Raw genomic sequence first — 23,015 nt, forward strand, 5'->3', positions numbered from 1 at the left:
CGACGTACAATGGCCGGATCGCACCGTTCCGTTCTGAGCATTGCCCGCCATGTCGCAGCGTGAATGGGTGGCCGCCGCCATCCGCAAGATCGAAGCCGATTTCAACCGTTCCGCCGATACCCATCTGATCCCGCTGGCGCTGCCCGGGTTCGAGGGCATCGATGTGTACCTGAAGGATGAGTCGAGCCATCCCACCGGCAGCCTCAAGCACCGGCTGGCACGCTCGCTGTTCCTGTACGCGTTGACCAACGGCTGGTTGCGCGAAGGACGGCCGGTGATCGAGGCGTCCAGTGGCTCGACCGCGGTGTCCGAAGCTTACTTCGCGCGGCTGCTCGGTCTGCCGTTCATTGCGGTGATCCCGGCCACGACCTCGCCGGAGAAGATTGCCGCCATCGAGTTCCACGGGGGCCGCTGCCACCTGGTCGAGCGCGCCTGCGACCTCAACTGTGATTCGGAAAAGCTGGCCCGTGAAACCGGCGGCCACTTCATGGACCAGTTCACCTATGCCGAGCGCGCCACCGACTGGCGTGCCAACAACAACATCGCCGAGTCCATCTTCAAGCAGATGGCCGAGGAGCCCAGCCCGGTTCCGGAATGGATCGTGTGCAGCCCCGGTACCGGCGGTACGGCAGCGACGCTGGGCCGCTATGTCAGCTACCGCCGGCACGACACCCGCATCCTGTGCGCGGACCCGGAAGTGTCGGTGTTCTTCGACGGTTACCAGGCCGCCGTGGCCGGTGAGCAGGACTGGCGTGGCCTGACCTGCAGTGGTGGTTCGCGTGTGGAAGGCATCGGCCGCCCGCGGGTGGAGCCGAGCTTCATTCCGACCAGTGTGGATGCGATGGTGAAGGTACCCGACGCGCTGAGCCTGGCCGCCATGCGCCATGTCAGCCGCCAGCTCGGCCGTCGTGTCGGCGGATCCACCGGCACCAATTTCATCGGCGTGCTGCAGGCCGCGCAGTGGATGCGTGAGGCCGGCCACCAGGGCAGCATCGTCAGCATCCTGTGCGACAGCGGCGAGCGCTATGCGCAGAGCTACTACGACCCGGCGTGGTACGCGCGCCAGGGCATCGATGTCGACGGTGCCGATGCACAGCTGGCCGCAGCGGTGGCCGGGCAGGGGCTGCCGGAACTGCCGTGGTGCAGCCTGGAAGCGCTGTAGCACGGCAACGCACGGCCGGATGTGCATCGGCGGGGCGTCTCAATATCCCGCTGCGGTGAACGCGTCCAGCACGGCATCGCGCAGCGCATCGGGCAATGCCTCGATGTCCATCGCGCGATCATCCAGATGCAGGCTCGGGTCCAGGATGCTGGTGCGTCCCTGGGCCAGCGCCTGCAGCCACAGCAGCACGCAGATCACGAACTCGCGCTCATGGCCCAGCCGCAGCTGGCTGGCGCCGCGTTCGACCACTTCGAAGGGATACCACTCCTGGGCATCGTTGAACGTGCCGCCCTGCTGTAGCACTGCCTGCAGCTGATGCAGGTGACGTGGGGCGTCGTCGCCGGCATCGCACAATGCGGCGATCCAGGTCAGTTCGGCCGGGCTGGCGGACAATGCCAGTGACCGGGCCGGTGAGGCGGATGCAACTGCAGCCAGACCTTCCATGTAGGGCCTCGTTTGGTGCGTATCGCTGCGGACTCCCCCGCAGCCAGAGCTTCGGTGCGCGACCGTAAGGCCGACGTGAATGCCGGGCCGTGCCCCCTTGTCAGCCCCGCCTGCCAGCGCCATATCCTGCATGCTGCCCGCCTGCCGGGCCCGTACCCTGGAGATCTGCCGTGACCGTTGCCAACCCCCTGCTCGATTTTTCCGGCCTGCCGCGCTTCGAGGCCATCCGCCCCGAGCACGTGGCGCCGGCGCTGGACGTGCTGCTGGCCGAGGCCGAGGCCGCCGTCAGCACGGCCGAGCAAGTGCAGCCGGTGCGCTGGCAGACCTTCGTGGCCCCGCTTGACGATGCCACCGAGCGCCTGTGGCGCGCCTGGGGTCTGGTCGGCCACCTGCAGGGCGTGGTCAACACCCCGGAACTGCGCGAGGCCTACAACAGCAACCTGCCGCGGGTGACCCGCTTTGCCAGCGCGCTGGGCCAGAACCTGGCGCTGTACCGTCAGTACCAGGCACTGGCTGCCAGCGCGGAGGCCGCGACGTTCGACGACGCCCAGCGCAAGGTGCTGGACAACACCCTGCGCGATTTCCGCCTCGGTGGTGCCGAGCTGGCGCCAGAGGCGCAGCAGCGCTTTGCGGCGATCAAGGAGGAGCTGTCGGCGCTGTCGGCGAAGTTCTCGCAGAACGTGCTCGACGCTACCGACGCGTGGTCGCTGATCATCGAGGACGAAGCGCGACTGAAGGGCGTGCCGGAAGACGTGAAGGCCGCTGCACATGCCGCAGCACAGAAGGACGGCAAGGCCGGCTGGAAACTGACCCTGCAGATGCCGTGCTACCTGCCGGTGCAGACCTGGGGCGAGGACCGCGACCTGCGCGAGATCCTGTACCGCGCCAGTGCACAGCGTGCATCCGAATTCGGCGACGACGCGCTGGACAACAGCGGCAACATCGACCGCATCCTGGCCCTGCGCGCGGAACTGGCGGCGCTGCTCGGCTTCGGTTCGTATGGCGATTATTCGGTGGCGACCAAGATGGCGCAGGACCCGGCCGAGGTGCTCGGTTTCCTGCGTGACCTGGCCTCGCGCGCCAAGCCGTTCGCCGCCAAGGATCGGGCCGAGCTGGAGCAGTTCGCACGCGAACAGCTCGGCATCGACAGCCTGCAGGCCTGGGACCTGGCGTTCGCCGCCGACCGCCTCAAGCAGGCGCGCTACAGCTATTCCGAGCAGGAAGTGAAGCAGTATTTCACCGAACCGAAGGTGCTGGGCGGCCTGTTCTCGGTGATCGAGCAGCTGTACGGCCTGCGCGTGCAGGAGGACAGCGCGCCGGTATGGCACGAGGATGTGCGCTTCTTCCGTCTGGTCGATGCGCAGGGCGCGCTGGTCGGCCAGTTCTATCTGGATCTGTATGCGCGCGAGGGCAAGCGTGGTGGTGCGTGGATGGATGATTGCCGCAACCGCCGCGAGCGTGCCGATGGCAGCATCCAGACGCCGCTGGTCTACCTGGTGTGCAACTTCGGCCGCGGTGCCAACGGCAAGCCGGCCACCTTCAGTCACAACGAGGTGACCACCCTGTTCCATGAGATGGGCCACGGCCTGCACCAGCTGCTGACCCGCATCGGTGAGCTGGGCGTGGCTGGCATCAACGGCGTGGAGTGGGATGCGGTGGAGCTGCCCAGCCAGTTCATGGAGAACTTCTGCTGGGAATGGGACCACCTGCAGGGCATGACCGCGCACGTGGACAGTGGCGAGCCGCTGCCACGCGCGCTGTACGAGCGCATGCTGGCGGCACGCAACTTCCACAGCGGCATGGCGACCGTGCGCCAGCTGGAGTTCGGCCTGTTCGACATGCTGCTGCATAGCCAGTTCGATCCGGCGCAGGACAGCGTGCTGGCGCTGCTGGATCGCGTGCGTGCGGAGGTGGCGGTGAACCACCCGCCGGTCTGGAACCGTTTCCCGCACCAGTTCAGCCATATCTTCGCCGGCGGCTACGCGGCCGGTTACTACAGCTACAAGTGGGCTGAAGTGCTCAGTGCCGATGCATACGCCGCGTTCGAGGAAGCGCCGCAGGCACTGGCTGAAACCGGTGCACGCTTCCGCGATGAGATCCTGTCGCGCGGTGGCAGCCGTCCGGCGGCGGAAAACTTCAAGGCCTTCCGTGGGCGCGCACCGCAGATCGATGCGCTGCTGCGTCACTCGGGCATGGCGTAACCCGTTTGGTGGGTGCCAACCTTGGTTGGCACTTCACCGCCATCCACGCATGGCGTGGATCTACTGGAACATGCCCTGGTAGGTGCCAACCTTGGTTGGCACGTCGCCCCCATCCACGCACATGCCGGCCAGCGGCCGGCACTACCGAAGACGGGTCATTCGGCGTAGATCATCTTCCGGGTCATGCCGCCGTCCACGATGAAGTCCTGGCCGGTGGTGAAACCGGACAGCGATGACAGCAGATATACCGCCAGTGCACCGATATCTTCAGGGCGGCCGACCCGGCCGACCGGATGCTGGGCGTGGTCGGTGGCCGAGTAATCGGGCGCGTGGCGCCGTGAGGGTGCCTGCCACGCCGTGGTGCCGATCCAGCCGGGGCTGATGCTGTTCACCCGCACCGCCGGGCCGCTGCTGATCGCCAGCGCATGGGTAAAGGCCACCAGCCCACCCTTGGCCGCGGCATAGGCCTCGCTGTGCGCTTCGGATTGCCAGGCGCGGGTGGAGGCGATGTTGATGATCGTGCCCCCGGCGCTGGCGGTCAGCGCTGGCAACGCGTGCTTGCTGCACAGGAACGCACCATGCAGCGACGACAGACGACGCTGCCACTCGTCCCAGTCCATGTCGTGCAGCCGTGTGCCGTGTGGCCCGGCGATGCCGGCATTGTTGACCAGCCCGTCGATGCGGCCGAAGCGACGCAGCGCCTCGGCGATGAACGCGCGCACGCTGGCTTCGTCGGTGATGTCCAGGGGCTGGAACGCCGCATCGTCATCGCGCTGCCATTCGGCCAGGCAGGCGTGGCCGGCTTCCGTATCCAGATCGCCGATCAGCACGCGGCCACCGGCACCGAGCACGGCCTGGGCGATACCGCGGCCGATGCCGTTGGCACCCCCGGTGATCAGCACCACCTTGCCCGACAGCGGCGCGGCCGGCCATGCGGCAATCGGCGGCACGCGGCTCATGACAGGTCGTCCCCACGCAGGCGACGATGCCAGCCGTCCACACCGATGCGGTCCAGGGTCTGGATGTTGCGCTCGACGATCACGTCCGGGTCCGGATAGACATCCACCGCGCGCGCCACGCTGTCTTCGCGCAGCAGGTGCAGGGTGGGGAAGGGCGCGCGGTTGGTGTAATTGCTGGCGTCGTCTGCGGCCACGCCGTCGAACTGGTAGTCCGGGTGGAAGCTGGCCACTTGCAGGATGCCCTGCAGATCCAGCGCTTCGATGGCCGCATCGGCGTTGTCGAGGAAGTCGTTGTAGTCGAGGAAGTCGGTCAGCACCTGCGGATGCACGATCAGCGTGGTGTCGATCTGCTCGGCCGGCGTGTCGCGCAGCAGCACCAGCTCCTCGGCCAGCTGTTCAACCAGCGCTTCCGGCGTGGTCGCATCGCTGAGCACGATGCGGACCTGGTCCTTCACGTACACCGCCTTGGCGAACGGGCACAGGTTCAGGCCGATGACGATGCGCTCCAGCCACAGGCGGGTGGCGGCGATCGGGTCATCGGTGGGCAGGTGGGAATCAGTCATGGCGGGCACGTCGGCTGGCGGGGCCGCCATTGTAGGCAGTGTGCCAGTGCTGCGCTGTCCACTGTGCAGGAACTGGACAGTGTCGAAGCGGGAAACTCCTGATGATTCAATCCGTTGCGCGCTACCGATGGATGGCCGATTGCCAGCCCGGGGCGACAGGCGTGGAATGGATGCACGACACAGGAGGACACCCATGACTGCATCTTTCCCGTGGCTGCCGGACGCCCTCTGGGCCGGCGCCCTCTTTGATGGCCACTGGCAGGCTGCCCCACAACGGCATCCGGTGATTGAACCGGCCACCGGCCAGCAGCTCGGCGAGATCGGTCTGGCCGACCCGGCCCAGGTCGCGCGTTCGGCGGCCGCCGCTGCACAGGCGCAGCAGGCGTGGGCGGCGGCACCCTACGAACAGCGTGCCGAGGTGCTGCGCAAGGCCGCGCGTCTGGCCGAAGAAAACATCGAGACCCTGGTCGAGTGGCTGGTGCGCGAAAGCGGCTCGACCCGCCTGAAGGCGGGCTTCGAAGCCAAGGTGACCATCAAGGCACTGCATGAAGCTGCGGCGCTGCCGTCGCGCAGCACGGGTGAGATCCTGCCGTCCGAACCGGGCAAGCTGAACCTGGCGCGCCGACGTCCGCTGGGCGTGGTCGGGGTCATCTCGCCGTTCAATTTTCCGCTCTACCTGGCGATGCGCGCGGTGGCCCCGGCGATTGCGCTGGGCAACGCTGTGGTCCTCAAGCCGGACCCGCGTACGGCGGTATGTGGCGGCGCGGTGATCGCACGCGTGTTTGAGCAGGCGGGCCTGCCGGCAGGCGTGCTGCACATGCTGCCCGGCGATGGCGCGGCCGGGGCCGCACTGACCAGTGACCCGCACGTGGCGATGATCCAGTTCACCGGTTCCACCGCCGCTGGCCGCAAGGTCGGAGAGGCGGCCGGCCGGCATCTGAAGAAGGTCTCGCTGGAACTGGGCGGCAAGAATTCGTTGATCATCCTTGATGATGCAGACCTGGACCTGGCGGTGGCCAACACCGCGTGGGGCGTCTACCTGCACCAGGGCCAGATCTGCATGGCGACCGGCCGCGTGCTGGTGCACCGGAAGATCCACGACACGTTCCTGCAGAAACTGGTGACCAAGGCCAACGCGCTGAAGGTGGGCGACCCGGCACGTGAGGACGTGGCCATCGGCCCGCTGATCAATGCCGGCCAGCGCGACCATGCCGCACGCGTGGTCGAGCAGGCCGTGCAGGCCGGTGCCACGCTGGAAGCGGGAGGCACGCATCGGGACCTGTTCTTCGCGCCGACCGTGCTCGGCAATGTTGCGGCCGACAATCCGGCCTTCAACGAGGAGATCTTTGCGCCGGTAGCGGTCGTGGTGCCGTTCGACGATGACGACGAAGCCGTGCGCCTGGCCAACGACAGCGAGTACGGGCTGTCGATGGCGATCGTGTCCAGCAATGTCGGCCGCGCGCTGAAGATCGGCGAGCGCCTGCGTACCGGCCTGCTGCACATCAACGACCAGACCGTGAATGACGAGGTGATCAACCCCTTCGGCGGCGTCGGCGCGTCCGGCAACGGCACCAGCATCGGTGGCCCGGCCAACGGCGAGGAGTTCACCCAGTGGCAGTGGTTGACCGTCAAGGGCGAAGCGCCCGCTTACCCGATCTGATCGAAGGAACCATCACGATGAACGACAACAACGCAACGCGTGAGATCACCGCCGCCGTGGTACGCGGCAAGGAGCAGCCCTTCGTCATCGAGCAGGCGACGCTGCGCGGCCCGCAGGACGATGAGGTGCGGGTGAAGGTGGTGGCTACCGGCCTGTGCCATACCGACCTGATCGTGCGCGATCAGTACTACCCGGTGCCCTTGCCCGCGGTGCTCGGCCACGAAGGTGCCGGCATCGTGGAAGCGGTTGGCCCCAACGTACGCGACCTCAAGGTGGGCGACCATGTGGTGCTGACCTATGGTGCCTGTGGCCACTGCAATCCGTGCCGGGGCGGCCACGGTGCCTATTGCAGGGATTTCTTCGCACTGAACTTCGGTGGCGATGATGGCCACGGACATACCGCGATCACCGATTCACAGGGCCAGCCGCTGCACGACCACTTCTTCGCGCAGTCTTCGTTTGCCACCTTCGCGCTTGCCCGCGAGATCAATGCGATCAAGGTGCCTGATGACGCACCACTGGAACTGCTGGGCCCGCTGGGGTGCGGTATCCAGACCGGTGCCGGTGCGGTGCTCAACTCGCTGCAGGTGCGGTCGGGCAGCAGCTTTGCAAGCTATGGTGCCGGCGCGGTGGGCCTGAGTGCGGTGATGGCGGCCAAGGTGGCTGGCGCCACCACCATCATCGCCATCGACGTGGTGCCCTCGCGCCTGGAGCTTGCCCTGGAGCTGGGGGCTACCCACGTGGTCAACAGCCGGGAGACCGATGTGATCGAGGCGGTGCGCGCGATCACCGGTGGTGGTGCTGACTTCGCGCTGGAATCGACGGGTCGTCCGGACGTGCTGTCCGCCGGCATCGAGGCGCTGGGGGGGCTGGGCATGATGGGCGTGGTCGGTGCGCCGAAGCTGGGCACCACCGCCAGTTTCGATGTGAACAACCTGCTGCTCGGCGGACGCAGCATCCGCGGCATCGTCGAGGGTGACAGCGTGCCGCAGGTGTTCATTCCGCAGCTGGTGACCCTGTTCCAGCAGGGGCGCTTTCCGTTCGACAGGCTGGTGAAGTTCTATCCGCTGGAACAGATCAACCAGGCGGCCGAAGACAGCACCCGCGGCATCACCCTGAAGCCGGTGCTGCGCATCGCAGCGTAACGTCCACCGTCGGTAGCGCCGGCCGCTGGCCGGCATGGGGTCGGATCCGTTTTGCAGGAGAAGGCGGCTCCGACCCCTTGTTTGAACGCGTCTTGAAACGGAAACGCTCCGTTGTGGAGACGTAACATGGCGTTGCCGCTGGCGGGTGTACGCTGCATTCATGATGGCCACGACAGTCGGGCAGCAACAACTGGTGGCGGCACGTGCCGCTTTCGCCGAGGGCGATGCGCGCTCATTGGGCGTGTTGCCGCTGCCGCTGCAGCAGTCATGGCTGCGTTCGCGCGCGGCGGGCCTGCAACCGGGGCAGGAGCCGGACTATCGACCGCTGCTGGGGCGCGGACAGCGTCTCCCGCATCCCGATGACCGGCGCCTGGCACGTTGCGTGCAGCCGGAGCTGGAACAGCTCTGGGCGGCCTTCGGTGGGCGTGGCTGGACGATGTTCTGCGCCAACCGCGACGGCATGGTGATCGCGCAGCAGGCCCACGGCCTGGAAGATGCGCCCCTGCTGCGGCCGATCCAGGTCGGGCGACAGCTGGGCGAGACCGAGATCGGCACCACCGCGCCGGCGGTCAGCCTGGCTGACGACGTGCCGGCACTGGTGCGCGGCAACGAACACTACCTGCAGCGGTTCGCGCCGGTGTTCTGCCTGAGCGAGCCACTGCACGATCTCGACGGCCGGGTCTGCGGGGTGATCGACATCACCGGTCTTGGCGAGCGCGATCCGGCCCTGCTGCAGGGCTATTTCCGGCAGGCTGCGCTGGCCAGCGAAAATCGCTTGTTCCACAGTCTCACCGACGTCCACCTGCTGGCCGTGCAACATGATCCGCGCTGGCTGGCGTCACCGCTGCAGGGACTGCTGGCGGTGCAGGAGGATGGCCAGCTGCGTGCAGCCAACCGCGTTGCACGGCGCCTGCTGGGCCTGACACGGCGGGGGCCGTTGCCGCTGCTGGATCTGGAGGCGCTGTTTGCTGGCGCCAGTGCGGCGCAACGGCGTCGCCTGCTGCAACCGGGCGCAGCGCATCGGGTCCGGTTGGGCGAGGGCAGCGCGGTCTACCTGCAGCGTTTGCATGGGCCGCGGGGCGGGGCGCGTCGGTCTGCTCAGCGGAGCACCCCGGCAGATCCGGTCGCGCCGCTGCTGCGTGACCAGCAGCGTGAGGCCGCGCGCCGCGCGGCCCAGGCCGCTGACGGCAACCTCAGCCTGGCCGCGCGCCAGTTGGGGATCTCGCGCACCACGCTGTACAAGCTGCTGCGCGATTGACCGCGTAGTCCGCCGGGCATGGCCCGGCGGAATCCATCAGTCGCGGAAGTTGTTGAACTGCAGCGGCAGCTCGAACTTGCCGGCCTTGAGTACGGCGATGGCGTCCTGCAGGTCGTCGCGCTTCTTGCCCTGCACGCGCAGCTTGTCGCCGTTGATCTGGCTTTCCACCTTCAGCTTGGCGTCCTTCAGTGCCGCCGCGATCTTCTTGGCGATTTTCTGCTCGATGCCCTGCTTGACGGTGATCTTCTGCCGGGCCTGGGCCAGGTTGGTCTCGATGTCGCCGAACTCCAGGCTGAGCACGTCGATGCCGCGCGCGGCCAGGCGTGCACGCAGGATGTCGTTCATCTGCTTGAGCTGGAACTCGGTCGGCGCAGTCTGGTTGATGACATCGCCATCGCGCTCGAACTTGGCGTCCACGCCCTTGAAGTCGAAACGGGTGGCCAGTTCGCGGTTGGCCTGGTCGATGGCGTTGGTCAGCTCGTGGGTGTCGACTTCGGACACGACGTCGAAGGAAGGCATGGGCGAGGCTCCGCAGAATTCAGTGGTGGCCATTCTATCGCGCCGGCCCGCATGCCCGCTTTGCGTGGAGTCGAGCCATGCTCGGCTGCCGCCCTTCTGTAGAGCCGAGCCATGCTCGGCTGCTTTGTGAAGAGCAGTCGAGCATGGCTCGACTCTACAAGACGGCCAGTCGAGCATGGCCCGACTCTACAATCCGGTGCGGTCGGCGATAATGGGCCATGAACCTGCAACGCTCCCCTTCGCGTGCGGTGGCCTGGATGGTCGCTGCGGTCGCCTGCTTCTCGCTGATGGACGCCGGCATGAAGCAGCTGTCGGCCAGCTATCCCACGCTGGAAGTGACCTTCCTGCGTGGTGCGGCCTCGTTGCCGTTCGTGCTGGTCTGGGTGCTGGTCAGTGCCGGGCCGCGTTCGCTGGTGCCGCGCCGCTGGGGCCTACACTTGCTGCGCGGTGGGCTGGGCATGGCGATGATCGGCTGCTTCGTGTTCGCCCTGCGCGACCTGCCGCTGTCCACTGCCTACACCATCTATTTCGTTGCCCCGCTGCTGATCGCCGCGCTCTCGGTGCCGTTGCTGGGCGAGCGCGTCGGGCCGCGGCGCTGGGTCGCCATCGGCATCGGTCTGGTGGGCGTGCTGGTGGTGCTGCGGCCGGGTGTGGACGGCTTCATTTCGGTGCCCGGCCTGATGGTGCTGGCGGCGGCAACGGCCTATGCCGTGGCTGCGATCACGGTCAGCCTGCTGACCCGCACCGATACCTCGCAGTCGATGGTGGTCTGGTTCCTGGTCATCATGGCCATCGGCGCCGGTCTGCTGGCCATTCCCGGCTGGGTACCTCTGCAATTGGCGCATGCGCCGCTTATCGCCGGCATGGGCCTGGCCGGGGCGCTGGGCCAGATCGCCCTGACCAAGGCCTTCCAGCTGGGCGAGGCCTCGATGATCGCACCGCTGGAGTACAGCGGCCTGGTCTGGGTGATCGGCTGGGATCTGGCGTTCTGGGGCCAGCTGCCGGACAGCTATACCTGGGTGGGTGCGGCGATCATCGTCGCCTCGGGCCTGTACCTGCTGCACCGTGAGCGGGTGAACCGGCAGGAACCGCCGAAGCCGCTGGACCATCCCTGAGCCGGGGGAGTGCGGGCTGCTGGCCGGCAACCCCTTGCGCCGGAGGGACCGCTGTAGGTGCAGGCCAGCGGTCAGCACTACCGGGGAAAGCGGCTTAGAACCAAAAGGAATAACATTCTGGCCCATGGCGCGGGCGCGCGACCGCCTGCGCTGGTAGGCTGCACGCCCCCTTCCGTCACCCAGCCGGTGAGCCACGCCCGTGATCGAGTTCCAGCGCCTGCACAAATCCTATGCCGTTGCCGGCCGCGCAGTCAGCGCGCTGCAACCGCTGGACCTGACCATCGAGGCCGGTGAGGTATTCGGCATCATCGGCCATTCCGGTGCCGGCAAGTCGACTCTGATCCGCATGATCAACCGCCTGGAAGAACCCAGCGGTGGTCGCCTGCTGATCGGTGGCGAGGATGTCACCGCACTGGACGCGGACGGCCTGCGCACATTGCGCCGGCGCATCGGCATGATCTTCCAGCACTTCAATCTGCTGTCGTCGCGCACGGTGGCCGGCAACGTCGCCTTCCCGCTGGAACTGGCTGGCATGCCGAAGGCGGAGATCGACGCGCGCGTGGCCGAGCTGCTGCAGACCGTGGGCCTGGAGGCGCATGCGCAGAAGTACCCGGCACAGCTGTCCGGTGGCCAGAAACAGCGCGTCGGCATCGCCCGCGCGCTGGCCACCCGCCCGCAGATCCTGCTGTGCGACGAGGCCACCAGTGCGCTCGACCCGCAGACCACCGCCTCGGTGTTGTCACTGCTGTCGAAGATCAACCGCGAGCTGGGCCTCACCATCGTGCTGATCACCCACGAGATGGACGTGATCCGCCGTGTCTGCGATCGCGTGGCCGTCCTGGATGCTGGCCAGATGGTCGAGACCGGACCGGTCACCCGCGTGTTCCTGCACCCGCAGCACCCGACCACGCGCCGTTTCGTGAGTGAATCGGAGCAGGTGGACGAAGGTGCGCTGCACCGCGATTTCGATGCCGTCGGTGGCCGCATCGTGCGGCTGACCTTCCTTGGCGGAGACACCTACGAACCCCTGCTCGGAAGCGTCGCGCGGCAGACCGGGGTCGACTACAACATCCTGTCCGGCCGTATCGACCGGATCAAGGACACCCCGTATGGCCAGCTGGTGGTCGCCCTGGTGGGCGGTGACCAGTCCGCTGCGCAGGCCGCGTTCGTGGCCGCCGGCGTGCATGTTGAGGAGCTGCGTCGATGATCATCGCCACTGCCGGCGGCTTCTTCCGCCACCTGGATGCGGGCAAGTGGGCCGACATCGGCCAAGCCACCATCGACACCCTGCTGATGCTGCTCGGTTCGCTGCCGCTGACGCTGGCCATCGGCCTGCCCCTGGGCGTGCTGCTGTACCTGTTCGGCGCACCGCAGATGAAGCGCCGGCCGTTCGCCTATGGCGTGCTGGCACTGGTGGTAAACCTGCTGCGCTCGGTGCCTTTCATCATCCTGATGATCGTGCTGATCCCGGTCACGCTGTTCCTGATGGGGACGTCGCTGGGTGTGCGCGGCGCGATCGTGCCGCTGGTGATCGGTGCCGCGCCGTTCTACGCGCGCCTGGTCGAGACCGCGCTGCGCGAAGTGGACCGTGGCGTGATCGAAGCGACCCAGTCGATGGGTGCCACTACCTGGCAGCTGGTCACCCGCGTGCTGCTGCCAGAGGCGCGTCCGGGCCTGATCGCCGGTGCAACGGTCACCACCGTGGCGCTGATCGGCTTCACCGCGATGGGTGGTGCGATCGGCTCCGGTGGCCTTGGCGACCTGGCCTTCCGCGACGGCTACCAGCGCTCGCACACCGACGTGGCCCTGGTCACCGTGGTCCTGCTGTTGATCCTGGTGCAGCTGCTGCAGATGCTCGGCGACCGCCTGGTCGCGCATTACAGCCGCAAATGACGAGGCGCCCCGGGCGCATCACGTAGGGCCGGCCCATGGCCGGCAGACTCGCGATGCGCCCGGATGTGGTGGGTTTGCCGGCCAGCGGCCGGCACCATCGGGATGTTCACCCGGCGGCCCAATAGCGTTCGCCTTTGGAACCGCTCAGGCCGATCAGGAATCAATATCGCCAGACTGGGACTGGCAGCACGTCCCATTACTTGGTATGTTCCGTTTGGCGTAATACGCTGAGCGGAATGATTCGTTCATTCCGCTGCAAGCAGACCCGTGCCCTGTTTGAAGGAACCTGCGCTCGCGCCTGGCGCCCGATACGACGCGCTGCCGAACGAAAACTCCAACTGCTCGACTCGGCGCAGACGTTGGCGTTCCTGCGCGGCCCGCCCGGAAACCGGCTCGAAGCACTGTCAGGTGACCGGAAGGGGCAGTACAGCCTTCGAATCAACGATCAGTGGCGACTCTGCTTTACCTGGACCGACAACGGCGCCGATGCCGTGGAAATTGTTGACTACCACTGAGGTGCCGCCATGAAGCATCCCCACAACGGCATGCGCGCCATTCATCCTGGCGAGATCCTGCGCGAAGAGTTCCTGCTGCCGCTTGCGTTGAGCGTGAACGCGCTTGCAAGGGCCTTGGACGTTCCCGCAACGCGGCTGCACGCCATCGTGCATGGCGAACGCGGCATCTCGGCGGACACGGCCGCGCGGCTGGCGCGGCATTTCGGTGGGGATGCCGCATCCTGGCTTGCGATGCAGGCGGCTTACGATCTCAAGACATTACCAACGCGCAACGAGATCGAGCGACGAGTGCAGCCGCGGGCAGCGTGAACACCGGCCGTGTGGATCCAATCGGCGCGCGCAGGCCCAGTCAACGCACGTTCGGTACTTCGTAGCCCAGCTTGCCGACCTGCTCCGGGTGCTGCGGCACGCGCTTGAGCTTGTCGGTGTTCACCCCGTACTCGTCACGCAGGCGCTCGGCCAGCTCCTTGTACAGGGCTTTGTCCATGTCCGGCGTACGCGAGAAGATCCAGGCCATTTCGCGGCCCGGGTAGCCGATCAGCGCCCACGAGTAGTCCGGCGCCACTTCCAGCACTCTCGAGTGCGTAGGCACGACGCGGTAGAACCAGGTGCGCCAGCCGTGGTTGCCGCTGTCCGGATCGACGCTGGCGCGCGCGCGGACTTCCTGCAGCGGTTCGCCGAAGCCATCGCGATAGCGGTAGGTGATGCCGACCTTGTGCTCGTCGCGGAGTTCGTACTCGTTGACGCTGGCTACATGGCCACGTTCGATGAAGTTCGGCACGCGGCCGATCACATACCAGGTACCCATGAAACGCTTCAGGTCGATCGACGCGTCCGGGTCGGCCGCGCGCAGGGCGCTGGCACGGGGCGATGGCGGCTCACTGGCGGCCACGGCGGGGGCCGCCAGGGACAGGGCCAACAGCACGGCGCAGAGCGGGCGGATCGAAGTCATGCGGGAGCGGGCTCAGGAGGGCTTTGCCTGAGCATGGTCGACTGAGCGTGCGCGATCCGTCAATGGTGTCGCAACCTGTGAGAAGGGCCTTGTCCAAGCTGCGTTGCATTGTCCACCGGAGAAGCCCCATGAACATACGTTCCGTCCGTCGCCCTGCAGCTGAACGCGTCAGCGTCGAACGTGCCGACCCGCACCTGCTGCGCACCGTGCAGCAGCTGGCCCTGGCCGGTGTGGCGCTGGTCCTGGTCTGGCCAGCCGCGCGCGGCAGCAACGCCTGGCTGGGCTGGTTGCCGATGTGGCTGGTGGGCATGCCGCTGGTGGCCTGGTGGGCGCTGCTGCGCTTCCCGTTGCCGCGCCTGTCGTGGCTGCGACTGGCGCGTCGTACCGGTGGACAGGCCCGCCGCCGCAACGGTGGGGCGGTGCGTGGCCGTCGCGGCTCGCCCACCACGGCCTGACCTTCGACACGGGGGCGGCCGCAACGATCCATGCTAGCGTTCCACGGCTTATGACTGCCTGGAGCTGCAATGTCACGACTCGCTTCCGCCTGCCTGCTGGCTGGCATGATGACCGCTGCCTCGGTGGGGACCGCCGTGGCCGCTGAAGACACCGACCGTTATGCCTGGCTCGAAGACGTCACCGGCGACAAGCCGCTGACCTGGGTCAAGGAACAGAACGCCAAGTCCGAGGCGCGCCTGGCGCAGAGCCCGGCCTTCAAGCAGATGGAGGCCAGCATCCGCGAGGTGCTCGACTCCGATGCCAAGATTCCCGCCGTGCAGAAGATCGGCGACTACTACTACAACTTCTGGAAGGACCAGCAGCACGAGCGCGGCCTGTGGCGGCGCACCACGCTGGCCGAGTACCGCAAGGCCTCGCCGCAGTGGGAGACCGTGCTCGATCTGGATGCACTGAACAAGGCCGAGGGTGAGAACTGGGTCTGGCACGGTGCCGACTGCCTGCGCCCGGACTACAGCCGCTGCCTGATCGCACTGTCGCGTGGCGGTGCGGATGCTGACGTCACCCGCGAATTCGATCTGTCCAACAAGACCTGGATCAAGGATGGCTTCTTCCGTCCCGAGTCCAAGGGCGGCCTGAACTGGGTCGACCGCGATACCGTGTTTGTCTACACCGACTTCGGTGCCGGCTCGATGACCACGTCGGGCTACCCGCGCGTGGCCAAGCTGTGGAAGCGTGGCACGCCGATGACCTCGGCCACCGTGGTGTATGAAGGCAAGCCGGAAGACATGTACATCGCGGCGATGCACGATGACACCCCGGGCTTCGAGCGCAACCTGGTCAGCCGCACCCTGGCCTTCTACAACAACGAGATCTACCTGCGTGGCGACGATGGCACGCTGACCAAGATCGATGCGCCGAACTCGGCCGAGAAGGGCCTGCACAAGCAGTGGCTGACCCTGGAACTGCGCGACCCGTGGACCGTGGGCGGCAAGACCTATTCCTCCGGTTCGCTGCTGGCCACCAAGCTGGATGATTTCCTGGCCGGCAAGCGCGACTTCGAGGTGCTGTTCACCCCGACCGCGACCACCTCGCTGGCCAGCGCCACCTGGACCAAGAGCCATCTGGTGCTGAACGTGCTGGACGACGTCAAGAACCGGCTGTCGGTGCTGACCCCGGGCGCCGATGGTTGGCAGACCAGCCGCTTCGTCGGCGCGCCTGCCTTCGGCACGCTGGGCGTGGCCGCGGTGGACAGCAACGACAGCGACGCGGTGTGGCTGACCGCCACCGACTACCTGACCCCGACCACGCTGGCGCTGGCCGAAATCGGCCAGGCGCCGGAAACGCTGAAGACCATGCCGGCCTTCTTCGATGCCAAGGGCAAGGTGATCGAGCAGCACTTCGCCACCAGCAAGGACGGTACCCGCGTGCCGTACTTCGTGGTGCACGACAAGGCGATGAAGCTGGACGGCTCCAATCCGACCCTGCTGTACGGCTACGGTGGTTTCGAGATCTCGCTGACGCCGAACTATTCCGGTGGCATGGGCCGCGCCTGGCTGGAGAAGGGCGGTGTGTACGTGGTCGCCAACATCCGTGGTGGCGGCGAGTACGGCCCGCGCTGGCACCAGGCGGCGCTGAAGCAGAACCGTCACAAGGCCTATGAAGACATGGCCGCAGTGGCACGCGATCTGGTCAAGCGCAAGATCACCACCGCCAAGCACCTGGGCGTGCAGGGCGGCAGCAACGGTGGCCTGCTGACCGGCAACATGCTGACCCAGTACCCGGAACTGTTCGGCGCAGTGGTCGTGCAGGTGCCGCTGCTGGACATGAAGCGCTACAGCCACCTGCTGGCCGGTGCGTCGTGGATGGCCGAGTACGGCAACCCGGACACCAGCGACTGGGACTTCATCAAGACCTTCTCGCCGTACCACCTGTTCGACGCGAAGAAGAACTACCCGCCGGTGCTGTTCACCACCTCTACCCGCGATGACCGCGTGCATCCGGGCCATGCCCGCAAGATGGCGGCGAAGATGATCGACGCCGGCAAGGACGTGACCTACTACGAGAACATCGAAGGTGGCCACGGCGGCGCAGCCAACAACGCGCAGGCCGCGCACATGTCGGCGCTGGCCTACAGCTTCCTGTGGGAGCGGTTGGGCGGCAAGTAAGCAGAACGGAAAACGCCGCCCCAGGGCGGCGTTTTTCTTTACCGGTAGTGCCGGCCGCTGGCCCGCAACTGCATCATTCACGCATTCCCGGGCTTCCGGCCAGCGGCCGGCACTACCGTCAGCGTGATCCCTGCCAGCTCTTCAATCCCCGCGCGATCCGCGCCACCGCCTCCTGCAGCCGCGGCACTTCTTGCGTGTACGCCAGCCGCACATGCTGGTTGGCGCGATGGAAGCCGAAATCCAGCCCGGGGGTGAATGCCACGTGCTCGGTTTCCAGGAAGTGCGCGCAGAATGCCTGCGCGTCGTCGGTGAATGCGCTGACATCGGCGTACAGGTAGAACGCACCCTGCGGCTCGATTTCGATGCGGAAACCCAGCTCGCGCAGCGCGGGCAACAGGAAGTCGCGGCGCTGGCGGAACGCTTCGCGGCGTTGCTCGAAGATCGCCATGGACGCCTCGCTGAAGCAGGCCAGTGCGGCGTGCTGGGCAATGCTTGACGCGCTGATGTACAGGTTCTGCGCCAGCTTCTCCAGATCAGGCACGGCCGCCGGCGGTGCCACCAGCCAGCCGAGCCGCCAACCGGTCATGCCGAAGTACTTGGAGAAGCTGTTCAGCACGAAGGCGCTGTCATCCACCTGCAGGACGCTGGGCGCATCCAGGCCATAGGTCAGGCCGTGGTAGATCTCGTCCACCACCAGGTGGCCGCCGCGGGCGTGCAGCGTCTTGGACAGCGCCGCCAGTTCGTCGGCCGACAGCACGGTGCCGGTCGGATTGGCCGGTGATGCCACCAGCGCGCCGACGCTGTCGGCGTTCCAGTGCTGCTGCACCAGCAAGGGGGTGAGCTGATAGGCCGTGTCAGGCCCCACCGGCACCAGCTGCGCGCCGCCTTCCACCAGGCGCAGGAAGTGGCGGTTGCAGGGATAGCCGGGGTCGGCCAGCAGCCAGTGGCGGCCCGGGTCGACCAGCAGGCTGCTGGCCAGCAGCAGCGCACCGGAGCCACCGGGGGTGACCAGGATGCGTTCGGGGTCGATGTCCAGCCCATAGTGGCTGCGATAGAAGCCGCTGATCGCCTGGCGCAGGGCTGGCAGGCCACGTGCGGCGGTGTAGCGGGTATGGCCGGCGGCCAATGCGGCCTGGCCGGCACGCACGACCGGTTCTGCCGTGGTGAAGTCCGGCTCACCGATTTCCAAGTGGATCACATCATGGCCGGCCTGTTCCAGCGCCTGCGCGCGGGCCAGCAGGGACATCACGTGGAACGGAGCGATTTCATGGCTGCGCCGGCTGTAGCCCGGCGTGTGGGGCAGGGTACTCATGTGTCCATGGTACGCCGGGCAGCAAGGGTGCGCCGCAGCGGTGGTAGAGTCGAGCTTGCTCGACTGCAGTTGCGGTCAGTCGAGCAAGCTCGACTCTACCTACGCCACGGACGCCATTGCGTAACCGCACCAGGACCCTTATCTCATGAAATCCACCCTCTGCCTGTTGCTTGCCAGCCTGATGACCAGCACCGTTACCGCCGCCATCCCGCCCGTTCCGCCGGATGCCGCCAAGCACCCGCACGTGGTCAAGGCGCCGTTCGGCGCCACCCGCAACGACGACTATTACTGGCTGCGCGACGACAAGCGCGAGAACAAGGACATGCTGGCCTACCTGCAGGCCGAGAATGCCTATGCCGACCAGCTGCTGGCGCCGCTCAAGCCGCTGGAAGACACCCTGTACAAGGAGATCGTCGGCCGCATCAAGCAGGACGATTCCAGCGTGCCGGCGCGCGAGCGCGGCTACTGGTACTACAGCCGCTTCGAGACCGGCCAGGACTACCCGATCCACGCGCGCCGCAAGGGCAGCATGGACGCGGCCGAAGAGATCCTGCTGGACGTCAACACGATGGCTGCCGGCAAGGGCTACTTCAGCGTCGGCTCGATGGAAGTGAGCCAGGACAACCAGCTGCTGGCCTGGGCCGATGATGATGTGGGCCGCCGCCAGTACACGATCCGCTTCAAGGACCTGCGCACCGGCCAGGTGCTGCCCGACGTGATCACCGGCAGCTCCGGCGACCTGGTCTGGGCTGACGACAACCGCACGGTGCTGTACGTCGAGAACGATCCGGAAACGCTGCTGACCGTGCGCGTGAAGAAGCACGTGCTGGGCACCCCGGCCAGCGCCGACACCGTCGTCTACGAAGAGAAGGACGACAGCTTCTACATGGGCATCGGCCGCACCCGCGACGATCGCTTCATCACCATCGGCGTGCACAGCACCGTGTCCTCGGAAGAGCGTTACGCGCCGGCCAGCGACCCGACCACGTTCACCGTGCTGGCGCCGCGCCAGCGCGATGTGGAGTACGACGCCGACCACTACGATGGCCGCTGGGTGATCCGCACCAACGATGGTGCGAAGAACTTCAAGCTGGTCACCGCACCGACCGATGCCACCTCGCGTGCGCAGTGGAAGGACTGGATCGCGCACGACGATGCGGTGTTCATCGAAGGCTTCGAGCTGTTCGATGCGTACACCGCCATCGCCGAACGTTCCGAAGGCCTGGAGCGCATCCGCCTGCTGTTCAAGGATGGCCGCAGCGACTACGTGAAGGCTGATGAGCCGGCCTATTCGATGGGCCTGGGCGACAACACCGAGGCCGGTACGCCGTGGCTGCGCTACGTCTACACCTCGATGACGACCCCGACCACCGTGTTCGAACTGAACACCGCCACCGGTGAGCGCCGCCAGCTGAAGGTGCAGCCGGTGATCGGCTATGACGCCTCGAAGTACGAAACCGACCGCGTCTGGATCACCGCGCGCGATGGCGTGAAGGTGCCGGTGTCGCTGGTCTACCGCAAGGGCTACCAGAAGGACGGCAAGGGCGCGCTGTTCCAGTACGCGTATGGCAGCTACGGCATGTCGATGGATCCGTACTTCAACCAGACCGCGGTGAGCCTGCTCGACCGAGGCGTGGTGTATGCCATCGCCCACATCCGTGGTGGCCAGGAGATGGGCCGCGACTGGTACGAGAACGGCAAACTGCTGCACAAGCAGAACACTTTCAACGACTTCATCGACGTCACCCGTGGCCTGGTGGCGCAGGGCTGGGCGGCGAAGGATCGCGTGGCCGCCTCCGGCGGCAGCGCCGGTGGCCTGCTGATGGGCGCGGTGGCCAACCAGGCGCCGCAGGATTACCGCGTGATGGTGGCGCAGGTGCCGTTCGTCGATGTGGTCACCACCATGCTCGACCCGACCATCCCGCTGACCACCAACGAGTACGACGAGTGGGGCAATCCGGAGCAGAAGCCGTATTACGACTACATGCTGTCCTACTCGCCCTATGACAACGTGAAGCAGCAGGCGTACCCGGCGCTGTTCGTGGGCACCGGCCTGTGGGATTCGCAGGTGCAGTACTGGGAGCCGGCCAAGTGGGTGGCCAAGCTGCGTGACGACAACACCGGCCACTACCCGATCCTGTTCCGCACCAACATGGAAGCCGGCCACGGCGGCAAGTCCGGGCGCTTCCAGCGCTACCGCGAGCTGTCCGAGTCGTACGCGTTCGTGCTGCAGCAGCTGGGCATCGCCCAGCCGTAATGGCACAGGGGTGCCGGGCGTAGCCTGGCACCCCGAACCGGTATCCTTGCGGCCATGAGCCTGCCCGAACCATCTGCACCGCGCGATAGCGCCACGCCACCGCGCGTGGTGCGTTTCCGCTGGGCATGGTGGCTGCTGGCGTATGCCAGCCTCGGCACCGGCATCGTCGGCATCTTCGTGCCGGGCCTGCCGACCACCGTATTCATCCTGATTTCGGCCTGGGCCGCCTCGCGCGGTTCCGAGCGCCTGCACACCTGGCTGCTGCAGCACCCGCGCTTCGGCCCGGCCATCGCCAACTGGCAGGCGCACGGTGCTGTCAGCCGCTACGGCAAGTGGATGGCCACGATCACCATGGCGGCATGCGCTGGCATCATGCTGTGGTGCGTGCCGATTGCCTGGGTGAAGTGGTTCTCGATCGGCAGCATGACCGTGGTGGCGATCTGGCTGTGGACCCGTCCGTTGCCACCGCCGGAAGGCTGAACATGGCCCGCCCTGGGCGGCCCGTAGGGGCGGTCAGGGGGAGCGCCGACTGTTACTGGACTGCTCTTCCAACGGCCGCGAAACCCCGCGCTGCGCGCGGTAGTCGACTGACAGTCGACTCTACCAACCGCTCAGCCGCCAATGGCTATACTCGGGGCATGAACATCCCCCATCGAAACACCCTCCTGATTCCGCTGGCAGCGGCCTCGCTGCTGCTCCTCGCCGCCTGCGGCAACAAGGGCCCGCTGGTACTGCCGCAGAAGCCGGTGCCGGTGGAAGAAACCGTCGAGCCGGTTGCCGAACCCGCTACCGAAGCGACCCCGGCGCAGACCGAAGGCAGCGGCACCCCGGCCACGACCGTGGACCCGGCTGCACCGACCACGCAACCGGCGCCTTCGCCTGCGAAGAAGGTGGGCAGCGGGAATGAGTAAGGCCGGTTCCAGGGCCCTGCGCTTCAGCAAGATGCATGGCGCGGGCAATGATTTCGTAGTGATCGACCTGCGTGACGGCACCGCGCCGCCCACGCCTGAACTGGCCGCGCAGCTGGCCGACCGCCACACCGGCGTCGGCTGCGATCAGATCCTGACCATCGAAGCGCCGCGCGCGGAAGGCTCGGTGGCGTCGTACCGCATCTGGAATGCCGATGGTTCCAACTCCGAGCAGTGCGGCAATGGCGCGCGCTGCATCGCCGCCTGGCTGGTGCGCGACGGCAGTGCGCAGGGCGACCGTTTCGTCATCGACAGTCCGTTGGCAAGCCATGACGTGGAGGTGCTGGGCGATGGCCAGTTCGCGGTGACCATGGGCGTGCCCGCATTCGAGCCGGCCAACGTGCCGCTGGTGGGCTTTGCCCACGCGCGCGAGGAATACCTTCTGCCACTGCAGGGTGAGAGTGTTCGCTTCGCCGCGGTGTCGATGGGCAACCCGCATGCGGTGATCGAAGTGGGCCTGATCGATGCCGCACCGGTCGAACGCGTGGGTTCGCTGCTGCAGCAGCACGCGTCGTTCCCACGCTCGGTGAACGTGGGCTTCGCCCAGGTGATGGGCCCGGCGCATGCGCGCCTGCGCGTGTTCGAGCGCGGTGTCGGTGAAACCCTGGCCTGCGGCAGCGGTGCCTGTGCCGCTGCGGTGACCCTGATGCAGCGTGGCCGCCTGCAGCGCGATGCGCGCATCAGCCTGCCCGGGGGGGACCTGCGCATCCAGTGGCCGGGCGATGGCCAGCCGGTGGTGATGGCCGGCCCGACCGCATTCGTCTTCGAAGGGGAGTGGATGGCATGACCGAAACCGTCGACAAGCTCGGGGCCCATGAAGTCGCTGCCTGGTTGCGGCGTCATCCGGGCTTCCTCAAGCAGTTCCCGGACCTGGCCCTGACCCTGGTGGTGCCGCGCGATGACGGCCCGACCGCGTCGCTGGCCAGCTACCAGCTGGAAGTGCTGCGCGAGAAGAACCGCGAGCTGGCACGACGGTTGGCCGATCTGGGCGCCACCGCCCAGGTCAATGAACGCCTGGCGGTGCGCACGCACCAGCTGACCCTGGCGCTGATGAAGCAGGACAATGCCGCCGACACCCTGCGCGCGATGGCCGCATCGCTGCAGGAAGATTTCGCCGGCGACCTGGTACGGTTGGTGGTGCACACGCCGGTGGCCGGGTTGGAACAGGCCGACTGGCTGCAGGTGATCGCCGCCGATGACCCTCAGCTGGGCCCGTTCCGCGACTGCCTGAAGGACGGCGAGCCGATCTGCGGCCGCCTGCAGCCGGAAAAGAATGCCGTGCTGTATGGCGTGCGCAGCGAGGAAGTGCAGACCACCGCACTGCTGCCGTTGCCGGGCGTGGGCCTGATTGCGGTCGGCAGCCACGATCCGAACCGCTTCTATCCGGGCATGGGGACGCTGTTCCTGCGCATGATGGGCGAGGCGTTGGTCGCCGGCCTGAAGCGCTTCCCGGGCTGAGCAGGACACGACG

General features: G+C 67.0%; 23 protein-coding genes. 17 read left to right on the plus strand and 6 right to left on the minus strand.

All coding sequences use genetic code 11. The features are described 5' to 3' along the window. Window positions 1-49: 49 nt before the first annotated feature. Window positions 50-1,162, plus strand: coding sequence for a PLP-dependent cysteine synthase family protein (locus tag R1H25_RS00985; RefSeq protein WP_097048843.1), 1,113 nt, complete (start codon window positions 50-52; stop codon window positions 1,160-1,162). A gap of 39 nt (window positions 1,163-1,201) precedes the next feature. Here R1H25_RS00985 and R1H25_RS00990 read toward each other — a convergent pair whose 3' ends face one another. Then, on the minus strand, window positions 1,202-1,606 hold the full coding sequence (locus R1H25_RS00990) for a hypothetical protein (protein WP_057500519.1): 405 nt from the start codon (window positions 1,604-1,606) through the stop codon (window positions 1,202-1,204). A 170-nt stretch (window positions 1,607-1,776) separates the two neighbouring features. Here R1H25_RS00990 and R1H25_RS00995 point away from each other — a divergent pair, with 170 nt between their 5' ends. Next, window positions 1,777-3,807 (plus strand): M3 family metallopeptidase, encoded by a 2,031-nt coding sequence (locus tag R1H25_RS00995; protein WP_317222357.1) that lies wholly within the window; start codon window positions 1,777-1,779, stop codon window positions 3,805-3,807. A 155-nt stretch (window positions 3,808-3,962) separates the two neighbouring features. Here R1H25_RS00995 and R1H25_RS01000 read toward each other — a convergent pair whose 3' ends face one another. Both R1H25_RS01000 and R1H25_RS01005 read right to left on the minus strand, forming a co-directional pair. Then, entirely contained in the window at window positions 3,963-4,766 is an 804-nt protein-coding gene (locus tag R1H25_RS01000; protein ID WP_317222358.1) for an SDR family oxidoreductase, read from the minus strand. Then, window positions 4,763-5,329 carry a DUF1415 domain-containing protein gene (locus R1H25_RS01005; RefSeq protein ID WP_049443995.1) on the minus strand — a complete coding sequence of 189 codons (567 nt, stop codon included), beginning with the start codon at window positions 5,327-5,329 and terminating at the stop codon, window positions 4,763-4,765. The genes R1H25_RS01000 and R1H25_RS01005 overlap by 4 nt, the downstream gene beginning before the upstream one ends. 193 nt (window positions 5,330-5,522) lie before the next feature. On the opposite strand from R1H25_RS01005, the gene R1H25_RS01010 reads away from it, so the two are divergent. The 3 genes from R1H25_RS01010 to R1H25_RS01020 all read left to right on the plus strand — a co-directional run bounded on the left by R1H25_RS01010 (window position 5,523) and on the right by R1H25_RS01020 (window position 9,392). Then, entirely contained in the window at window positions 5,523-6,989 is a 1,467-nt protein-coding gene (locus R1H25_RS01010) for a benzaldehyde dehydrogenase (RefSeq protein ID WP_317222359.1), read from the plus strand. Window positions 6,990-7,006: 17 nt separating this feature from the next. Next, window positions 7,007-8,134 (plus strand): NAD(P)-dependent alcohol dehydrogenase, encoded by a 1,128-nt coding sequence (locus R1H25_RS01015; protein ID WP_317222360.1) that lies wholly within the window; start codon window positions 7,007-7,009, stop codon window positions 8,132-8,134. Window positions 8,135-8,297: 163 nt separating this feature from the next. Continuing rightward, complete coding sequence (locus R1H25_RS01020; protein WP_317222361.1) at window positions 8,298-9,392, plus strand: helix-turn-helix domain-containing protein; 1,095 nt, start codon at window positions 8,298-8,300, stop codon at window positions 9,390-9,392. Window positions 9,393-9,428: 36 nt separating this feature from the next. On the opposite strand, the gene R1H25_RS01025 is transcribed toward R1H25_RS01020, so the two are convergent. Continuing rightward, window positions 9,429-9,911 carry a YajQ family cyclic di-GMP-binding protein gene (locus R1H25_RS01025; RefSeq protein WP_006471121.1) on the minus strand — a complete coding sequence of 161 codons (483 nt, stop codon included), beginning with the start codon at window positions 9,909-9,911 and terminating at the stop codon, window positions 9,429-9,431. A 218-nt stretch (window positions 9,912-10,129) separates the two neighbouring features. Here R1H25_RS01025 and R1H25_RS01030 point away from each other — a divergent pair, with 218 nt between their 5' ends. The 5 genes from R1H25_RS01030 to R1H25_RS01050 all read left to right on the plus strand — a co-directional run bounded on the left by R1H25_RS01030 (window position 10,130) and on the right by R1H25_RS01050 (window position 13,743). Further along, the gene (locus R1H25_RS01030) at window positions 10,130-11,026 is read left to right on the plus strand and encodes a DMT family transporter (protein ID WP_049443945.1); all 897 of its coding nucleotides are present in this window, start codon (window positions 10,130-10,132) and stop codon (window positions 11,024-11,026) included. A gap of 199 nt (window positions 11,027-11,225) precedes the next feature. After that, a complete protein-coding gene (locus tag R1H25_RS01035; protein ID WP_107380450.1) occupies window positions 11,226-12,233 on the plus strand; it encodes a methionine ABC transporter ATP-binding protein in 1,008 nt (335 codons plus the stop codon). Then, window positions 12,230-12,919 carry a methionine ABC transporter permease gene (locus tag R1H25_RS01040; RefSeq protein WP_049399224.1) on the plus strand — a complete coding sequence of 230 codons (690 nt, stop codon included), beginning with the start codon at window positions 12,230-12,232 and terminating at the stop codon, window positions 12,917-12,919. Before R1H25_RS01035 ends, R1H25_RS01040 begins: the two co-directional genes overlap by 4 nt. A 236-nt stretch (window positions 12,920-13,155) precedes the next feature. Further along, complete coding sequence (locus R1H25_RS01045) at window positions 13,156-13,434, plus strand: type II toxin-antitoxin system RelE/ParE family toxin (RefSeq protein WP_317222362.1); 279 nt, start codon at window positions 13,156-13,158, stop codon at window positions 13,432-13,434. A 9-nt stretch (window positions 13,435-13,443) separates the two neighbouring features. Further along, window positions 13,444-13,743, plus strand: coding sequence for a HigA family addiction module antitoxin (locus R1H25_RS01050; protein WP_049443949.1), 300 nt, complete (start codon window positions 13,444-13,446; stop codon window positions 13,741-13,743). 40 nt (window positions 13,744-13,783) lie between these two features. Here R1H25_RS01050 and R1H25_RS01055 read toward each other — a convergent pair whose 3' ends face one another. Next, the gene (locus R1H25_RS01055; protein WP_317222363.1) at window positions 13,784-14,386 is read right to left on the minus strand and encodes a lipocalin family protein; all 603 of its coding nucleotides are present in this window, start codon (window positions 14,384-14,386) and stop codon (window positions 13,784-13,786) included. Between the two features lie 128 nt (window positions 14,387-14,514). Between R1H25_RS01055 and R1H25_RS01060 the strand changes: the two genes are divergently transcribed. Together R1H25_RS01060 and R1H25_RS01065 are read left to right on the plus strand one after the other, a co-directional pair. Beyond that, complete coding sequence (locus R1H25_RS01060) at window positions 14,515-14,841, plus strand: hypothetical protein (RefSeq protein ID WP_317222364.1); 327 nt, start codon at window positions 14,515-14,517, stop codon at window positions 14,839-14,841. A 69-nt stretch (window positions 14,842-14,910) separates the two neighbouring features. After that, the gene (locus tag R1H25_RS01065) at window positions 14,911-17,007 is read left to right on the plus strand and encodes a prolyl oligopeptidase family serine peptidase (RefSeq protein ID WP_317222365.1); all 2,097 of its coding nucleotides are present in this window, start codon (window positions 14,911-14,913) and stop codon (window positions 17,005-17,007) included. 118 nt (window positions 17,008-17,125) lie between these two features. Here R1H25_RS01065 and R1H25_RS01070 read toward each other — a convergent pair whose 3' ends face one another. Further along, window positions 17,126-18,319, minus strand: a complete 1,194-nt coding sequence (locus tag R1H25_RS01070; RefSeq protein WP_317222366.1) for a pyridoxal phosphate-dependent aminotransferase — start codon at window positions 18,317-18,319, stop codon at window positions 17,126-17,128. Between the two features lie 145 nt (window positions 18,320-18,464). Between R1H25_RS01070 and R1H25_RS01075 the strand changes: the two genes are divergently transcribed. The 5 genes from R1H25_RS01075 (at window position 18,465) to R1H25_RS01095 (ending at window position 23,002) form a co-directional block, all read left to right on the plus strand. Then, window positions 18,465-20,576 carry a S9 family peptidase gene (locus R1H25_RS01075; protein WP_317222367.1) on the plus strand — a complete coding sequence of 704 codons (2,112 nt, stop codon included), beginning with the start codon at window positions 18,465-18,467 and terminating at the stop codon, window positions 20,574-20,576. Between the two features lie 54 nt (window positions 20,577-20,630). Continuing rightward, window positions 20,631-21,056: a YbaN family protein gene (locus R1H25_RS01080; protein WP_049443960.1), complete on the plus strand. Its 426-nt coding sequence runs from the start codon at window positions 20,631-20,633 to the stop codon at window positions 21,054-21,056. Window positions 21,057-21,214: 158 nt separating this feature from the next. Next, window positions 21,215-21,487, plus strand: coding sequence for a lipoprotein (locus R1H25_RS01085; RefSeq protein WP_317222371.1), 273 nt, complete (start codon window positions 21,215-21,217; stop codon window positions 21,485-21,487). Beyond that, on the plus strand, window positions 21,480-22,331 hold the full coding sequence (dapF, locus tag R1H25_RS01090) for a diaminopimelate epimerase (protein WP_317222373.1): 852 nt from the start codon (window positions 21,480-21,482) through the stop codon (window positions 22,329-22,331). Before R1H25_RS01085 ends, dapF begins: the two co-directional genes overlap by 8 nt. Beyond that, window positions 22,328-23,002 (plus strand): DUF484 family protein, encoded by a 675-nt coding sequence (locus tag R1H25_RS01095; RefSeq protein ID WP_049443965.1) that lies wholly within the window; start codon window positions 22,328-22,330, stop codon window positions 23,000-23,002. Before dapF ends, R1H25_RS01095 begins: the two co-directional genes overlap by 4 nt. Window positions 23,003-23,015: the final 13 nt, after the last annotated feature.

The organism is Stenotrophomonas veracruzanensis (genome assembly GCF_032911525.1).
Taxonomy (GTDB): Bacteria; Pseudomonadota; Gammaproteobacteria; order Xanthomonadales; family Xanthomonadaceae; genus Stenotrophomonas; species Stenotrophomonas africana.

Bases quoted from the DNA above. Each gene is read 5' to 3' on its own strand.
- R1H25_RS01085 (WP_317222371.1), top strand. From the start codon at position 21,215: ATGAACATCCCCCATCGAAACACCCTCCTGATTCCGCTGGCAGCGGCC.
- R1H25_RS00985 (WP_097048843.1), top strand. From the start codon at position 50: ATGTCGCAGCGTGAATGGGTGGCCGCCGCCATCCGCAAGATCGAAGCC.
- R1H25_RS01060 (WP_317222364.1), top strand. From the start codon at position 14,515: ATGAACATACGTTCCGTCCGTCGCCCTGCAGCTGAACGCGTCAGCGTC.
- R1H25_RS01040 (WP_049399224.1), top strand. From the start codon at position 12,230: ATGATCATCGCCACTGCCGGCGGCTTCTTCCGCCACCTGGATGCGGGC.
- R1H25_RS01015 (WP_317222360.1), top strand. From the start codon at position 7,007: ATGAACGACAACAACGCAACGCGTGAGATCACCGCCGCCGTGGTACGC.
- R1H25_RS01025 (WP_006471121.1), bottom strand. From the start codon at position 9,911: ATGCCTTCCTTCGACGTCGTGTCCGAAGTCGACACCCACGAGCTGACC.
- R1H25_RS01005 (WP_049443995.1), bottom strand. From the start codon at position 5,329: ATGACTGATTCCCACCTGCCCACCGATGACCCGATCGCCGCCACCCGC.
- R1H25_RS01065 (WP_317222365.1), top strand. From the start codon at position 14,911: ATGTCACGACTCGCTTCCGCCTGCCTGCTGGCTGGCATGATGACCGCT.
- dapF (WP_317222373.1), top strand. From the start codon at position 21,480: ATGAGTAAGGCCGGTTCCAGGGCCCTGCGCTTCAGCAAGATGCATGGC.
- R1H25_RS01030 (WP_049443945.1), top strand. From the start codon at position 10,130: ATGAACCTGCAACGCTCCCCTTCGCGTGCGGTGGCCTGGATGGTCGCT.
- R1H25_RS01075 (WP_317222367.1), top strand. From the start codon at position 18,465: ATGAAATCCACCCTCTGCCTGTTGCTTGCCAGCCTGATGACCAGCACC.
- R1H25_RS00990 (WP_057500519.1), bottom strand. From the start codon at position 1,606: ATGGAAGGTCTGGCTGCAGTTGCATCCGCCTCACCGGCCCGGTCACTG.
- R1H25_RS01000 (WP_317222358.1), bottom strand. From the start codon at position 4,766: ATGAGCCGCGTGCCGCCGATTGCCGCATGGCCGGCCGCGCCGCTGTCG.
- R1H25_RS01055 (WP_317222363.1), bottom strand. From the start codon at position 14,386: ATGACTTCGATCCGCCCGCTCTGCGCCGTGCTGTTGGCCCTGTCCCTG.
- R1H25_RS01010 (WP_317222359.1), top strand. From the start codon at position 5,523: ATGACTGCATCTTTCCCGTGGCTGCCGGACGCCCTCTGGGCCGGCGCC.
- R1H25_RS01095 (WP_049443965.1), top strand. From the start codon at position 22,328: ATGACCGAAACCGTCGACAAGCTCGGGGCCCATGAAGTCGCTGCCTGG.
- R1H25_RS01050 (WP_049443949.1), top strand. From the start codon at position 13,444: ATGAAGCATCCCCACAACGGCATGCGCGCCATTCATCCTGGCGAGATC.
- R1H25_RS01070 (WP_317222366.1), bottom strand. From the start codon at position 18,319: ATGAGTACCCTGCCCCACACGCCGGGCTACAGCCGGCGCAGCCATGAA.
- R1H25_RS01045 (WP_317222362.1), top strand. From the start codon at position 13,156: ATGATTCGTTCATTCCGCTGCAAGCAGACCCGTGCCCTGTTTGAAGGA.
- R1H25_RS01020 (WP_317222361.1), top strand. From the start codon at position 8,298: ATGGCCACGACAGTCGGGCAGCAACAACTGGTGGCGGCACGTGCCGCT.
- R1H25_RS01080 (WP_049443960.1), top strand. From the start codon at position 20,631: ATGAGCCTGCCCGAACCATCTGCACCGCGCGATAGCGCCACGCCACCG.